Source organism: Fructilactobacillus lindneri DSM 20690 = JCM 11027, assembly GCF_002907375.1.
GTDB lineage: Bacteria > Bacillota > Bacilli > Lactobacillales > Lactobacillaceae > Fructilactobacillus > Fructilactobacillus lindneri.
Genome location: NZ_MIYK01000001.1, coordinates 198,786 through 213,557 on the forward strand (window position 1 = coordinate 198,786; position 14,772 = coordinate 213,557).

Consider the following 14,772-nt stretch of genomic DNA (forward strand, 5'->3'; position numbering starts at 1 on the left):
TATGAGTGCTTCATTTAAAGATTATCATTTTCAACCATTTATTAACGATGCAATTAAAGATTTAGGTTTTGAAAATCCTACTCCCATCCAATCTAAAGTTATTCCAACGATTAAGCACGGTAAAAGTGTGATTGGAAAATCAGCAACAGGTAGTGGTAAGACCCATGCGTTTTTATTGCCACTTTTAGATCAACTTGATCCCAAAAATGAAAAAACACAGATTGTAATTACAACTCCTAGTCGAGAATTGGCCTATCAAATTTATGATAATGTAAAACAACTTGTTAGATTTAGTCCTGAAACAATTCATATTGCTAATTATGTTGGTGGAACTGATAAAGAACGACAAATTGAAAAATTAGAACGAGAGCAACCACAGATTGTAATTGGAACTCCAGGTCGAATTTTAGACCTAACAAAGGGTAATCATTTAGACATTAATACTGCTAATAAGCTAGTGATTGATGAAGCTGATATGACGCTTGATTTAGGTTTTTTAGATGTAGTTGATAAAATTGCTGCAGGAATGTCCAAAGATTTACAAATGATGGTTTTTTCTGCAACAATTCCACCAAAATTAAAGCCATTTTTAAAGAAATATATGAAAAATCCTGTTTTAAATGATATTCCAACTGCTTCAGTAATTAATCAAGATGTTGATAATTGGTTGATTTCTACCAAAGGCCAAGATAAAAATAGTTTAATTTATAAACTTTTAACTATGGGAAATCCATATTTAGTTTTAATTTTTGCAAACACCCGTGAGAGAGTTGATGAAATTCAAGAGTACTTACAAGTCCAAGGGTTGAAAGTAGCTAAGATTCATGGTGGCATGCAGCCACGTGTTAGAAAACGTGTTATGAAGCAGATTCAAAATTTGGATTATCAATTTGTGGTAGCATCTGATTTGGCGGCTCGAGGGATTGATATCGAAGGAATTTCTCAGGTTATTAACGATGATATGCCATCTGATCCAGAATATTTTGTTCATCGAGTTGGCAGAACGGGTAGAAATGGTATGGAAGGAACGGCTATTACTCTTTATGGTCCCGATGAAGAAGATAAAGTATCAGAATTAGAAAAAATGGGAATTAAGTTTAAGCCCAAAGAAATTAAAAATGATGAGATTGTTGATTCTTATGATCGTAAACGCCGAGCTAATTATCGTGGTCACCATGATAAACTTGATGGTTCTACACTTGGAATGATTAATAAGAAAAAGAAAAATGTAAAACCTGGTTATAAAAAGAAAATTAAACGTGCAATTAAAATGAAAGATGAAAAGAAACATAAGATTGAGCTTAGAAATCAGATTCGTTCTAAGAAGAAACAAAAGAAGCGTAGTTCACAACGTTACCGTTGATTGACACGTTCGATAATTCTATATATAATTTTAGTTGAGAGATATACTAATTATCCTTTTGAATACAGAAATGGTTATATGATGAGATTAACCAATCAAAAGCTATGAAAGTGCTCCTCTCAGATTTGTTACGGCTTCCCGCGTTATAAGGACTAAAGAGGTAAACGACAAACATCGTTGCAAACAAAGTGGTACCGCGTCCCGGCGTCTTTGTTAGCAATGGTGTTTTTTATTTTATGGAGGACAATTATTATGAAACAATTAACTAGTGGTCAAATCAGACAAATGTTTCTTGATTTTTTTCAAGAAAAAGGACATAAAATTGAACCAAGTGCTTCGTTAGTACCCAAAGATGATCCAACTTTGCTTTGGATTAATTCTGGAGTTGCAACAATGAAAAAATATTTTGACGGATCTGTTGCACCAGAAAATCCCCGAATGACAAGTTCTCAAAAGAGCATTCGAACTAATGATATTGAAAACGTAGGTAAAACTGCTCGCCATCAAACTTTATTTGAAATGTTAGGAAATTTTTCAGTTGGCGATTATTTTAAAAAAGAAGTTATTCCTTGGGCATTTGAATTATTAACTAGTCCTAAGTGGTTTGGATGGGATAAAAACAAACTTTATATTACTTATTATCCTGATGATAAAATTACTAAAGAATTATGGGAAAAAGCAGGGGTTGCTCCTGATCATTTGATTCCTGCTGAAGATAACTTCTGGGATATTGGGCAGGGACCTTCAGGACCTGACTCAGAAGTTTTTTATGATCGAGGTGAAAAGTACGATGATTTAGCTCCTGATGATCCAGAAAATTATCCTGGTGGTGAAAATGAACGTTATTTAGAAGTTTGGAATATTGTATTTTCACAATTTAACCATACAGAAAATGGAACTTATGAACCACTTCCACGGAAAAATATTGATACAGGAATGGGTTTGGAACGAGTAGTGTCAATTTTCCAAGATGCACCAACAAATTTTGAAACTGATTTGTTTTTGCCAATTATAAAAAAGACCGAAACATTTAGTGATCAAAAAAAATATGGAGCTAATGGTGAAGATGATGTTGCTTTTAAAGTGATTGCTGATCATATTAGAACCATTACTTTTGCTATTAGTGATGGAGCATTACCTTCTAATGAAGGACGTGGGTATGTGATTAGACGTTTATTGCGTCGAGCTACGGTTAATGGTCATCAATTAGGAATTAATGATGCCTTTCTTTATAAATTAGTTCCTGTTGTGGGAAAAATTATGCACTCCCATTATCCACAGGTTTTAGAGCAAAGTGATTATATTGCTAAGATTGTAAAAAGTGAAGAAGATCGTTTTAATGCCACTCTTAATGATGGAATTAAACTTTTAAACGATTTAATTGAAACGACTAAAAAAGCTAATAAAAAGGATATTTCTGGAAAAGATGCCTTTAAATTATATGATACCTATGGTTTTCCACTTGAATTAACTGAAGAATATGCTCATGATCGAGGAATTGATGTCAATGAAACTGAATTTGATAATGAAATGGAAAAACAACGTAATCGAGCCCGTAATGCTCGGGGCACTAAAGGATCAATGAAAGTTCAAAGGGATTTGTTATTAGACATTGATACACCTAGTGAATATGTAGGATATGATGAGTTAACTGTTGAGAAGGCAACTTTAAAAGACATTATTTTTAATGAAAAATTAGTTGGTGATATTACTGCTTCAGCTAAAAAAGCCGAATTAATCTTTGACAAAACGCCTTTTTATGCAGAAATGGGAGGCCAAGTAGCTGATATTGGTAAGATTTATAATCAAAATGGAGAACTAGTAGCTGAAGTCGAGGATGTTCAACATGCACCAAATGGACAGAATTTGCATACGGTGAAAATCATTGGTAATTTAAAAAAAGATGATCAATATAAATTAGTAGTTAATCGGGAATTTCATGCTGGAGTTGAAAGAAACCATACTGCTACTCATTTGTTAGATCAATCATTACGTAATGTTTTAGGTGGACATACTCAGCAAGCTGGATCTTTGGTTAAACCAGACTATTTACGGTTTGATTTTAATCATTTTGGTTCTGTTACTAAGGAAGATTTGAAAAAAGTAGAAGAAATGGTAAACGAACAAATCTTTGCTGCTAAACCGGTTGAAACCATCGTGACTGATAAAGAATCTGGTAAAAAGATGGGAGCGATTGCTTTATTTGATGATAAATATGGTGATAAGGTTCGAGTTGTTAAAGCAGGTGACTTTTCAGTTGAATTTTGTGGTGGAGATCATGTTAAAAATACTAGTCAATTAGGATTATTTAAAATAATCTCAGAAACTGGCGTTGGTGCAGGTATTCGAAGAATTGAAGCAGTAACTGCTAAACCAGCATTTGATTATTTTGATGATGAAGAAAGAATGTTGAATAGTATTTCTAAGACAGTAAAATCACCTTCTAATGATGAAACTCCGGGTCGTGTTAAAGAACTACAGGAACAAATCAAAAAGTTGGAAAGCAAACAGGAATCTCTAGAAGCAAAATTAGCTAGTCAAGAAGCTAGTGATATGTTTGAAAACCCAGTTAAAATTAATGGAACTAGTATTATAACTGGTCATTTGAAAAATGCTAACATGAATCAACTTCGGGAATTATCTGATACTTGGCGTGATAAACATGCTTCCAATGTTTTAGTTTTAGGAACTGGTAATGATGGGAAGGCTAATTTATTAGTTGCAATTGATGAAGAACATGTTAAAAAAGGGTTAAAAGCCGGTGATTTAATTAAAGCAATTGCTAAGGATATTCAAGGAGGCGGGGGCGGAAGACCTAACCTTGCTCAAGCAGGTGGGAAAAATCCTGCTGGAATTGATGATGCTTTAAAGAATGCCAAGGAGTGGTTAGCTCAAAGTAAGTAGTTACATTTAGATAGCTCTCCATATAATATGTGATAAAGATGACGATTGTTTTTAACTTATAACAATGATTGGATAAATAAATTGAAAATTATGGGATTAGATGTTGGTTCTAGAACAGTTGGTGTTGCAATTAGTGATGCACTGGGATGGACTGCACAGGGAATTGAAATAGTTAAGATTAATGAAGATGAAAAAGACTTTGGATTAGATCGTATTGGAGAATTAATTCAGCAAAATGATGTTACTCAAGTGGTAATTGGTTTGCCTAAAAATATGAATAATACATCGGGTCCTCGAGTGAAAGCATCTAAACGATATGGCAAAATGGTGCGAGCTAAATTTCATGTTCCAGTTGCATTTGAAGATGAAAGATTAACTACTGTGGAAGCTGAACGGATGTTGATTGAAAAGGCTGATGTTTCGCGTGCCAAACGTAAAAAAGTAATCGACAAAGTAGCTGCAGAATTAATTTTACAAGGATATCTTGATCGTCAAAGTTCCAATAAATAAAGGAGAATCTACTATGAATAATGAAGCAGAACAAATCACATTAATTGATGAAAAAGGAAACGAGATTTTATACAACGAATTATTTACATTTTCTTCAGATGATTTTGGTCGTTCATACATTTTAATGTATCCAGCTACTGATGAAGGTAATGAAAGTATTAACATTGAAGCTTATGCTTTACCTAAAGGTTCAGATCCAACTGCTCCTCAAGATGGGGATTTAGAACCAATTGAGGATGATGCTGAGTGGGAAATGGTACAAGAAACACTTAATACCTTTTTGGATCCAAATAGTAAAATTTAGTTTTTATTTTAAATACAGTAAGGTACCAACTTTTGTAAGTTGGCGCCTTTTTTGTTTATTCATGCTAAAATAAGAGTATATTGGAGGGATTTAAGTTGGATAATAAAAAACGATTTAAAACCATGATTGGTAAAAAGGCTTATACCTTTATTGGAACAGCATCAGATGAACATATGAGATCAGTTTCTAAAATATTAAATGATGAATTAAATAGTTTGAAAAATCAATCAGAAAACATTAGTGATGAAGATGCAGCTATCTTGATTGCGTTCAATGCAGTTTCTAATCAATTAGATAAACAATTAGAATTGGATCAATTAAAAAACAAAATGAAAGATGAGGATCTTTAATTATGATTTTATCAATATTAATTATCTTGATTTTAATCATTGCCATTATTCATGGGTTTCATCGTGGATTTGTTCAAGAATTAGTTAATTTATTTGGAATAGTCTTGGCATTTGCTGTTTCGATCATGTTTGCAGATCCTACTGCTACTTTTTTAAGAACTATTTGTAATTTTTTAGTTACTAATAAGTCATACGTAAATACTGATTTTTGGAAAGGAATAGGGTTTTTATTAGTATTTGCTGTATTATTGACAATTTTGCATTATGTAGAACGAATTTTGAACAAGATTGTTTCCTTGCCAGTTATAAAACAATTTAATTCATTACTAGGCGCTGTTGTAGGTTTTATTATAAGTTTGATATTAATTACAATGGTATTAAGTATTTTAATTATGTTGCATATTGAGTGGTTTACCAGTCTTTATAATGATTCAACGATTGCGCAATTTTTAGTAGGAATTTTTCCACAGATACTATTTCATTAGTAAGGTGTTTATTAAATGAATAAAAAAATATTAGATACATTAGAATATCAACAAATTAAACAGCAAATTAATCAATATTTAGCTACAGAAAATGGTAAAAAAGAATTAAATAATTTAAATCCAAGTAATGATGAAAAGAAAGTTAACCAATGGTTAGATGAAACAGATGATGGAGCTCATATTTATCGTTTGAATCATGTAATTCCAATTCCTAAGCTAAAAGATATTTCAGTCTATATGAAGCGTCTATCAGTTGGTGCTAGTTTAAATGGTAAAGAACTTGCCCAAATTAATGCCGTTTTATTAGCTGTTTCAAGGATTAAACGCTTTTTTACTAACTTAATAGATGAAAAAGTTGATTTGAAAGTACTTTATACTCAAGTTGAATCTTTTGAAGATCTTCCGGATATTACAAATCGATTAAAAACAGCGATTGATGAAAATGGTAAACTATTAGATTCAGCTTCTAAGTCTTTATTTTCAATCAGGAAGCAGATTACGCGCTTACAAAACAATATTCGAAGTAGGATGGAAAAATATATGCGTGGCAAGCAGGCTAAATATTTAAGTGAGTCTGTTATCACAGTTCGAGATGATCGGTATGTTATTCCCGTAAAAACAGAATATAAACAAAAATTTGGCGGAATTGTCCATGATCAAAGTGCAACAGGCCAAACTTTATATATTGAACCAGGCAATGTAGTTGAATTAAACAATGATTTACGTAGGGAACAAATTAATGAGCGTGAGGAAACAAAACGAATTTTAACCGAATTATCTGATCTTATTCGTCCCTTTCAAAATGAATTAATTAACAACGCTGTGCAATTAGGACATTTTGATTTAATTAATGCTAAAGCAAAATATGCAGCATCAATTAAAGCAACAAGACCATTAATTTCAGCAACTAACCAAGTTAATTTAAAAAATGCTCGCCATCCTTTAATTGATCAAGAAAAGGTAGTTGGTAATACAATAGAAATTGGTTTTGATTATCGTCAAATAATTATTACTGGTCCAAATACAGGTGGTAAAACCATAACCATCAAAACTTTAGGACTCTTACAATTAATGGCACAGTCAGGCTTATTTGTTACAGCTGATGAAGGTAGTCAAGCTGGTTTATTTGATAATATTTTTGCAGATATTGGTGATGATCAATCTATTGAACAAAATTTAAGTACTTTTTCTGGTCATATGGATAACATCATTGATATTTTGCATCAAATTACTGCTAAAAGTTTAGTTTTGATTGATGAGTTAGGTGCTGGAACTGATCCACATGAAGGTGCTGCACTAGCAATGTCAATTTTAGATGCAATTGGTCAATCTGATAGTGAAGTACTTGCTACAACTCATTATCCGGAACTTAAAATTTATGGTTACAATCGTCCTGAAACTATCAATGCTTCCATGGAATTTGATGAAAAAAGTTTGCAACCAACTTACCGGTTATTAATTGGAATTCCAGGTCAAAGTAATGCATTAAATATTGCTAGTCGCTTAGGGTTAGATGATGCAATAATTACTGAAGCTCGTTCCCTAACTGATAAAGATAGTCAAGATATCAATAATATGATAAAAAAATTAACGGCTCAAACTAAGGCCGCTGATGAAAGAGCTCGTAAATTAGAAATAGAATTAAATGATGCAACAGAATTACATTCGGAACTGAGCGAAAAGTTTAACAAATTCACTAATCAAAAAACGCAATTGATTAATAATGCTAAACGAGAAGCTAATCAAATTGTGGTGCAAACGAAGCAAAAAGCAAATGAGATTATTGATGATTTGCATCAAAAACAAAAAGCTGCAAATGTAAATGTTAAAGAACATGAATTAATTGCAGATAAAGGTAAATTAAATGCTTTAGAGCAACAACCTGAGATTAAGCATAATAAGGTTTTAAAACGTATTAAAAAGAAACATGATTTCAAAATCGGCGATGATGTAATGGTAAAAACATATGGTCAAAGAGGAGTTCTGCTTAAGAAACTGGATGGAAATAATTGGGAAGTTGAACTTGGAATTTTAAAAATGAAAATTTCAGAAAATGATATGGAAAAAATAATTGATAATTCTCAAAAACAAAAAAGTCATCCAACGGTTAGACGAACCCGTTCCTCATCTATGTCTCCAACTTTAGATCTTCGTGGGGTAAGATATGATGATGCAATGCAACGATTGGATCGTTATATTGATTCGGCTTTGTTAGCTGGTTATCCATCTGTCACTATCATTCACGGTAAAGGAACAGGAGCTTTACGAAAAGGAGTTACAAATTATTTAAAACAAAATCGCCAAGTAAAATCATTTGGGTTTTCTCCTGCTAATTCTGGGGGCGATGGATCAACTATTGCTAAATTTAAATGATTTGTAAGCGATTAAGTTGAAATTATTTGATTTACTGATTATACTTACAGATAGTAAGTGTATTTTATAAAGGAGGAATTTAAAATGGTACATGAAATTACAGATGCAGATTTTGAAAAAGAAACAGAAAAGGGATTAGTCGTAATTGACTTTTGGGCTCCATGGTGTGGACCATGTAAGATGCAAAGTCCTGTAATTGAGGAATTATCTGAAGAAGATAAAGATATTAAATTTTGTAAGTTAAATGTTGATGATAATCAAGCAACTGCAAGCAAGTTTGGTATTATGAGTATTCCAACTTTATTAGTTAAAAAAGATGGTAAAGTTGTTGATCAAATTGTTGGATATCATCCTAAAGAACAATTACAAAAGTTATTGGCTGAATATGCAGCATAAAAAAAGAGCCTTTTTAAGGGCTCTTTTTTATTCTTTAATTTTAATTGGATGACATTCGCTCGGATCTTGAACTTGCTTTGAAGTATCTGAAATAACTGTAATTTCAACAGTCGATTTAAATTTGATATGATACTCTGCTTCTGTAGAAAATCCACTAATTTGTTGCTTAGTTTGTGCAAGGAATCCTGTTTCAAGCATAAAATCAGCATCTTGGTTTAATTTAATTCTTTTTTCTACATTTTCGCCAGAAAGTTTCCAGACCATTTTTTGATCACTGTTTTTTAATAACTCTAAGTTACCAAAACCACTTTGTTTAAAAAAAGTTGAGATAGTATCTAACGATACGGGAAACTTAATTGCTAAATTTTTACCCGCCCAATAAAGAATATCGTGTGTATCTTCATTGAGAATATCTGGTAGTAAATTATCTCTTAATAATTCAATTCCCCAAAAGTTTAAGTCTTGGTTATTTTTACAGAATTTTTCGTATTTATTGGTTTCTTTTTTGCTCATAGATTCGTCTCCAATCAAAATTGCTTCGTTGTTAATTTTAACATACTGATTTAACAAATGAGTTGGCATAGAGTAAATTATAGTATAATATCGTTATGTTAATTAGGAAGAGGGAGGAAAAATTATGAATTCAGCACCAATTGCTTTCATGGATTCTGGAATCGGAGGGTTAACTGTTTTAAAACTCTCCTTAAAAGAATTGCCTAAAGAAAATACGCTTTATCTAGGTGATGAGGCCCATCTTCCTTATGGAGAAAAAAAGGCAGGACAAGTAATTAATTATGCAACTGAAATTGGACATTTTTTTGAAAAAAAACATGCTAAATTTATGATTATAGCTTGTAATACTGCATCTGCTACGGCGTTATCACGATTACAAACAGAGCTTGCTATTCCAGTTATTGGAGTAATTGAACCAGGAAGCAGAGCAGCAATTAAGGTCAGTAAAAATAAAAAAATTGGAATAATTGGTACTTCAGTAACAGTAAAAAGTCATGCCTATAGGGATGCAATTAAGAAAATAGATTCAAATGCAGAAGTAATTGAGGTTGCTTGTCCAACTTTTATACCTTTAGTTGAAAAAGGTGACTATACTTCTCCAGAGGCAAAGCAAATTATTAACGATGGATTAAAAAACTTAAAAAATACTGGAATCGATACTTTAATATTAGGTTGCACTCATTTTCCAATTGTAGCTAATTTGATTCAAGCCGCTTTAGGAGATAAAGTAACTTTAATTAATCCAGGCTTTGAAACTGTTGAAACTGCTAAACAAATGTTGCAAAATCAATCATTACTAAATGATAAAACTAGTTCAAAAAATCAATTTTATACGACTAGTGGAGTGGAACATTTTGATGAGGTGGCTTCCCAATGGCTTAATAGAAAGGTAAAGGCAGAATTAATTTTGCCTAATGAGTTAAAAAGTTATGAAGAGTAAAGAATTAGTGATTGCTTCAAAAAATCAAAATAAAATTAGAGAATTTAAAGAAATGCTTGAACCTATGGGATTTCAAATTAAGTCAATTCAAGATTTTAATGATATTCCTGATATTAATGAAACTGGAAAGTCATTTGAAGAAAATGCAACTATTAAAGCCAGAATAGTTTCAAAGTCATTAAACATCCCTGTACTGGCTGACAATTCAGGACTGGTAGTTCCATCAATTAATGGGGAGCCAGGAATTTATTCTGCTCGCTATGCTGGTGATCATGATGATCAAGCAAATAATGAAAAATTATTAAAACGATTATTACATTCTGATGATCGTAATGCTTATTTTCATACTTCTTTGGTATTAATGAAACCTAATGGTGAAAAATTACATGTAACGGGTATTATTTCTGGAGAAATTTTAAAGACTCCTAAGGGAAATAATGGGTTTGGTTATGATCCATTATTCTTTGTTGTTGGAAAAGAAAAAACACTCGCTGAGATGACTGATAGTGAGAAAAATGAAATTAGCCATCGTGGTCGTGCTTTAGCTAAGTTAAGTGGAGTTATTAATGACTGGTGGTAAAAAAATAAAATGTCCGTTAAACGGACATTTTATTTTTTTATTTGGATTTTGGAGTGGGGATTGAAGGTGTGGATTCAGATGTTTCAGAAGTGTCAGTTGGAGTTGATGGTTCTGGAACCATTAAAGGTGCAAGTGGTAATGAAATTCCAGCTTTTTTAATAGCGTCCAGATAGGCAGTTAAATATTCTGATTGAACGGCTGCTTCCGTGCTGCTTTTGGAGGTAATGGCAACTTCTATTGCTAATGATCCATCATCTAAGTAAACAGTTCCAAAAATTAATGGATCTCCAATTACATTTGGATTTTTTCCAGCTTTTTCTTTGTTAACATCTGCCATAATGTTTTCAATTTTTTGAATTGGTGCTTCAGGAGTAATACGAATATCGACAATTGCCTGAATATTTCCTCTTGATAAATTAGAAATAGTAGTAATACTACGATTTGGAATGAAATTTAATGTACCATTGCTACTTCTAATTTGTGTAGTGCGCAAACCAACTGCTACGACAATTCCATTGATGTTATTAATAATTACATGGTCACCAACATCAATTTGATGTTCGAATAAAATAAAAAAACCACTAACAATATCACTAACAAATCCCTGCGCTCCAAGACCAATTGCCAAACTGAAAATTCCAGCTCCAGCAATTAATGTTCCTACCGGGATACCCATAATTGATAGGATGGAATAAAAATAAAAAAAGATTACGATGTAATAGTAAGCATTTTCCAATAAGGTATACATAGTTTTATTACGCCGTTTGGTAACATTGATGGAATTTCCAGTAAAAGTTTGCTCCTTTTTATTGTCTAATTTTTTTTGATAATTTTTGAAAAAATGTGCAATTAATCTTTTACCAATTTTAGCAATAAAAAAAAACAAAATTGAAATTAGTATAATATTAAAAACTTTGGTGGTTAAGCTAACCAAGATTTGATTCCAATCAAAGTTATTTAAGTATTTATTGATAATATTGTTATTGGTATATTTAACTAGTTTGCTATCTGATAAATTTGATGCTAAAAAGATATTTATAATATTCATAATTTTCTCCATTAATTTATTGGTAGGTTAATTTTATCAGAATATTTAAATAAATTTAATACAAATTGTCAGATTGATTGTCTTAATTTGTTAATAATGATATTCTTAATTTGTTAGAAACCATTAGGAGGTATGTTCGATGACAATTGGGGGAATCGCAGCCATAATTGCTGCAATTGCATTTGTAGTATTAGTTATTTTTATAGGTGTTTTTTTAATGCATTTAGTTAAAGTTCTTGGTAATGTAAATCAAAGTCTTGAAGAAATTACCAAAGATGTTAATGATTTAAGTCAGGAAACTGATAGTTTATTGAACAATGTCAATTCAAAGTTAAATCAAGTAGATCCAGTGTTTCAGGCTGCTGCTAATCTAGGCACAACTGTTTCTAATGTTACAGAAACAGCTAAAGTTACTAGTGATAGTATTAAAAGAAGAATGGATAGTCTAGCTAAAGTTTCATTTTTCGGTACAGCAATGAATACTGTTTCAAAATTATTTTCAAAAAAAGATAAAAACCAAAAGAACAATAAAAAAGAAAACAAAAGGAAATAGTTACTAACTAAGGAGAGTTAATTATGAGCTTTAAAAAAGGTTTATTATTAGGAAGTTTACTTGGAGGCGCTGCTGCGTATGCTGCATATCGTTCACTTGATGAAGAACGTCAATACAGATTAAGAAATACTATCTTAGATGCAGCTGAAGATGCTAAAGATCGTGCAGTTGATTATGCATTTTATGCCGCTGATACTTTAGCAGATGCTAAAGATATGGTAAATGATAAAGTTGATGATTATAAAGGTTCTATTAGTGGAACGAGTGAAAAAATCACTGATAAAATGAATGATTTAAAGGATGATTTGAGTCAATTACAAACTTACCTTAATTTGGTACCAGTTCCTAAAAATCATTTAGACGATGAAGAAAAGGAAACTGAAACGGATGACATCACAGTTGATATGGATGATGCGTTTGCACCAGAAAACGACAGTGACGATACTATTTATCCTTTACATGATGAACATCGCAAATAATTAATTAGTTATGTATCTAAACTGAAGACTAATATCTAAATTTATAGATATTGGTCTTTTTTGATTGCTTCAGGGCTTGAATGAAAACGGTTTCTCTGCTATTCTTTAGATAAATGAACTTGATTCGGGAAAGAGGAGTAGCTATGAAAAAAAAGCAAACAGTGACAATTTATGATGTTGCCCGGGAAGCTTCGGTTTCAATGGCGACTGTTTCGCGAGTTGTTAATCACAATCACAATGTTAAACCAGAAACTGAACAAAAAGTACTAAATGTAGTAAAAAAACTTAATTACAGACCTAATGACGTTGCTCGTGGCTTAGCTAGTAAAAAAACAACTACAGTTGGAGTTATTATTCCTAATGTAACTAATTCTTATTTTGCAGCATTGGCTCGTGGAATTGATGATATTGCTGAGATGTATCAGTATAATATTATTTTGACTAATTCAGATGGTGATGAAAAAAAAGAAATCAAGGCACTTAATACCCTGTATTCAAAACAGGTTGACGGAATCATTTTTATGGGTAATGATATCAGTGATGAAGTCCGTGAAGAACTTAGAAATGTTCGTACCCCGGTTGTTTTAGCGGGATCAGTTGATCCTAAAAATGAGTTTCCAAGTGTTAATATTGATTATCGTAAAGCTATTTATGCTCAATTTAATAAATTATTTGAAAATGGTAATGATCGAATTGCGTTTATTGCCGATAATTTAAGTCGTTCAATTAATAAAGATTATCGAATTCGAGGGTATCAAGATGCTTTGAAAGATGCAGGGGTTCCTTTTAGGAAGTCTTTATTGATTGAAGCAACCGATGTCAGTTATGAAAGTGGATATAAATTACAAGAACGTTTAATTAAATCAGGTGCCACTGCTGCAATTGTAAGTAATGATGATGTAGCAGCTGGAATTATGAATGCAATGGGTGATAATAGAATTAATGTTCCAGAACAATTTGAAGTTGCTACTAGTGATAATACTCAATTAACTGAAATGACTCGGCCAACGATGTCAACAATTACGCAACCCTTATATGATATTGGGGCGGTTTCAATGCGATTATTAACAAAAGTAATGGATAATGAAGAAATTGAAAATAATAATATTTTATTGTCATTTGGATTGAAAAAACGTGAATCTACTAAAGACTAGTAAAGTTGATTAAGGACAACATTGTTGGTATAATTAAAAGTGTTAATTTCTGTTAGAGAGAGGAGTGCTGAATCATGTCAGGACATTCAAAATGGCATAATATTCAGGGTCGTAAAAACGCTCAAGATGCTAAAAGAGGTAAGATTTTCCAAAAAATTTCACGTAACTTGTACCAAGTTGCTAAAGCTGGTGGAGTTGATCCATCCGGAAATCCCCAACTAAGACTTGAATTAGAAAAGGCACGTGCAGCTAATATGCCTAAGGATAATGTTCAACGTGCTTTAGATAAGGCTTCTGGTGTTGGTGGTGCTAAGTTCGAAGAAGTAACTTATGAAGGTTATGGACCCGGCGGAACTGCAGTTATGGTTTCAACGCTTACTGATAATAAAAATCGTACTGCGGCTGCCATTCGCTCTGCTTTTTCCCATCATGGTGGTTCATTAGGCACTAATGGATCAGTTTCATATATGTTTGATCGTAAAGGATATGTAGTTGTTTTGCGTGATGAAACTGATGATGATGAAGACAGTATGTTAATGGCTGCTCTTGATGCAGGTGCGGATGATATGAAAGCAACTGAAGATGAGTACCAAATCTATACTGACCCATCTAACTTGAGTACAGTTCGAGATGCATTACAAGATGCAGGTTATAAACTTGATAATTCTGAAGTTAGACTGTTTCCTCAAAATACTACTGAAGTTCCAGCTGACAAAATTGAACAATATTCTGGTCTGATTGATGAATTATCAGACAATGATGATGTTCAAGATGTTTATGAAGCTGCAGTAATACCTGAAGATGCTAAATAATTAAATAG

At 32.1% G+C, this 14,772-nt stretch carries 16 protein-coding genes; 14 read left to right on the top strand and 2 right to left on the bottom strand.

The window, feature by feature from the left end; translation table 11 throughout:
- The first annotated feature begins 1 nt into the window (after nucleotide 1).
- The 8 genes from BHU33_RS01015 to trxA all read left to right on the top strand — a co-directional run bounded on the left by BHU33_RS01015 (nucleotide 2) and on the right by trxA (nucleotide 8,685).
- Nucleotides 2–1,363 (top strand): DEAD/DEAH box helicase, encoded by a 1,362-nt coding sequence (locus BHU33_RS01015; RefSeq protein WP_056997649.1) that lies wholly within the window; start codon nucleotides 2–4, stop codon nucleotides 1,361–1,363.
- Nucleotides 1,364–1,615: 252 nt separating this feature from the next.
- On the top strand, nucleotides 1,616–4,267 hold the full coding sequence (gene alaS, locus BHU33_RS01020) for an alanine--tRNA ligase (RefSeq protein WP_054646309.1): 2,652 nt from the start codon (nucleotides 1,616–1,618) through the stop codon (nucleotides 4,265–4,267).
- Between the two features lie 81 nt (nucleotides 4,268–4,348).
- Nucleotides 4,349–4,777 (top strand): Holliday junction resolvase RuvX, encoded by a 429-nt coding sequence (gene ruvX, locus BHU33_RS01025; RefSeq protein ID WP_054646308.1) that lies wholly within the window; start codon nucleotides 4,349–4,351, stop codon nucleotides 4,775–4,777.
- A 13-nt stretch (nucleotides 4,778–4,790) separates the two neighbouring features.
- Nucleotides 4,791–5,081, top strand: a complete 291-nt coding sequence (locus BHU33_RS01030; RefSeq protein ID WP_056997648.1) for a DUF1292 domain-containing protein — start codon at nucleotides 4,791–4,793, stop codon at nucleotides 5,079–5,081.
- A 95-nt stretch (nucleotides 5,082–5,176) separates the two neighbouring features.
- A complete protein-coding gene (locus BHU33_RS01035; protein ID WP_225354776.1) occupies nucleotides 5,177–5,431 on the top strand; it encodes a cell division protein ZapA in 255 nt (84 codons plus the stop codon).
- 2 nt (nucleotides 5,432–5,433) lie between these two features.
- Nucleotides 5,434–5,916, top strand: coding sequence for a CvpA family protein (locus tag BHU33_RS01040; protein ID WP_054646307.1), 483 nt, complete (start codon nucleotides 5,434–5,436; stop codon nucleotides 5,914–5,916).
- Between the two features lie 15 nt (nucleotides 5,917–5,931).
- Complete coding sequence (locus tag BHU33_RS01045) at nucleotides 5,932–8,289, top strand: endonuclease MutS2 (RefSeq protein WP_054646306.1); 2,358 nt, start codon at nucleotides 5,932–5,934, stop codon at nucleotides 8,287–8,289.
- Between the two features lie 84 nt (nucleotides 8,290–8,373).
- Nucleotides 8,374–8,685, top strand: coding sequence for a thioredoxin (trxA, locus tag BHU33_RS01050; protein WP_054646305.1), 312 nt, complete (start codon nucleotides 8,374–8,376; stop codon nucleotides 8,683–8,685).
- Nucleotides 8,686–8,712: 27 nt separating this feature from the next.
- Here trxA and BHU33_RS01055 read toward each other — a convergent pair whose 3' ends face one another.
- Nucleotides 8,713–9,198 carry a YslB family protein gene (locus BHU33_RS01055; RefSeq protein WP_054646304.1) on the bottom strand — a complete coding sequence of 162 codons (486 nt, stop codon included), beginning with the start codon at nucleotides 9,196–9,198 and terminating at the stop codon, nucleotides 8,713–8,715.
- A gap of 124 nt (nucleotides 9,199–9,322) precedes the next feature.
- Here BHU33_RS01055 and murI point away from each other — a divergent pair, with 124 nt between their 5' ends.
- Both murI and BHU33_RS01065 read left to right on the top strand, forming a co-directional pair.
- A complete protein-coding gene (gene murI, locus BHU33_RS01060) occupies nucleotides 9,323–10,138 on the top strand; it encodes a glutamate racemase (protein WP_054646303.1) in 816 nt (271 codons plus the stop codon).
- Nucleotides 10,128–10,718 (top strand): XTP/dITP diphosphatase, encoded by a 591-nt coding sequence (locus tag BHU33_RS01065; protein WP_054646302.1) that lies wholly within the window; start codon nucleotides 10,128–10,130, stop codon nucleotides 10,716–10,718. Before murI ends, BHU33_RS01065 begins: the two co-directional genes overlap by 11 nt.
- 37 nt (nucleotides 10,719–10,755) lie before the next feature.
- Here BHU33_RS01065 and BHU33_RS01070 read toward each other — a convergent pair whose 3' ends face one another.
- Nucleotides 10,756–11,766 carry a mechanosensitive ion channel family protein gene (locus tag BHU33_RS01070; protein ID WP_078775147.1) on the bottom strand — a complete coding sequence of 337 codons (1,011 nt, stop codon included), beginning with the start codon at nucleotides 11,764–11,766 and terminating at the stop codon, nucleotides 10,756–10,758.
- Between the two features lie 139 nt (nucleotides 11,767–11,905).
- On the opposite strand from BHU33_RS01070, the gene BHU33_RS01075 reads away from it, so the two are divergent.
- The 4 genes from BHU33_RS01075 to BHU33_RS01090 all read left to right on the top strand — a co-directional run bounded on the left by BHU33_RS01075 (nucleotide 11,906) and on the right by BHU33_RS01090 (nucleotide 14,764).
- Entirely contained in the window at nucleotides 11,906–12,319 is a 414-nt protein-coding gene (locus tag BHU33_RS01075) for a DUF948 domain-containing protein (RefSeq protein ID WP_054646298.1), read from the top strand.
- Between the two features lie 23 nt (nucleotides 12,320–12,342).
- A complete protein-coding gene (locus BHU33_RS01080) occupies nucleotides 12,343–12,798 on the top strand; it encodes a YtxH domain-containing protein (protein WP_054646297.1) in 456 nt (151 codons plus the stop codon).
- Between the two features lie 143 nt (nucleotides 12,799–12,941).
- A complete protein-coding gene (ccpA, locus tag BHU33_RS01085; protein WP_103433983.1) occupies nucleotides 12,942–13,952 on the top strand; it encodes a catabolite control protein A in 1,011 nt (336 codons plus the stop codon).
- Nucleotides 13,953–14,026: 74 nt separating this feature from the next.
- The gene (locus BHU33_RS01090) at nucleotides 14,027–14,764 is read left to right on the top strand and encodes a YebC/PmpR family DNA-binding transcriptional regulator (protein ID WP_054646295.1); all 738 of its coding nucleotides are present in this window, start codon (nucleotides 14,027–14,029) and stop codon (nucleotides 14,762–14,764) included.
- The last annotated feature ends 8 nt before the right edge of the window (nucleotides 14,765–14,772 follow it).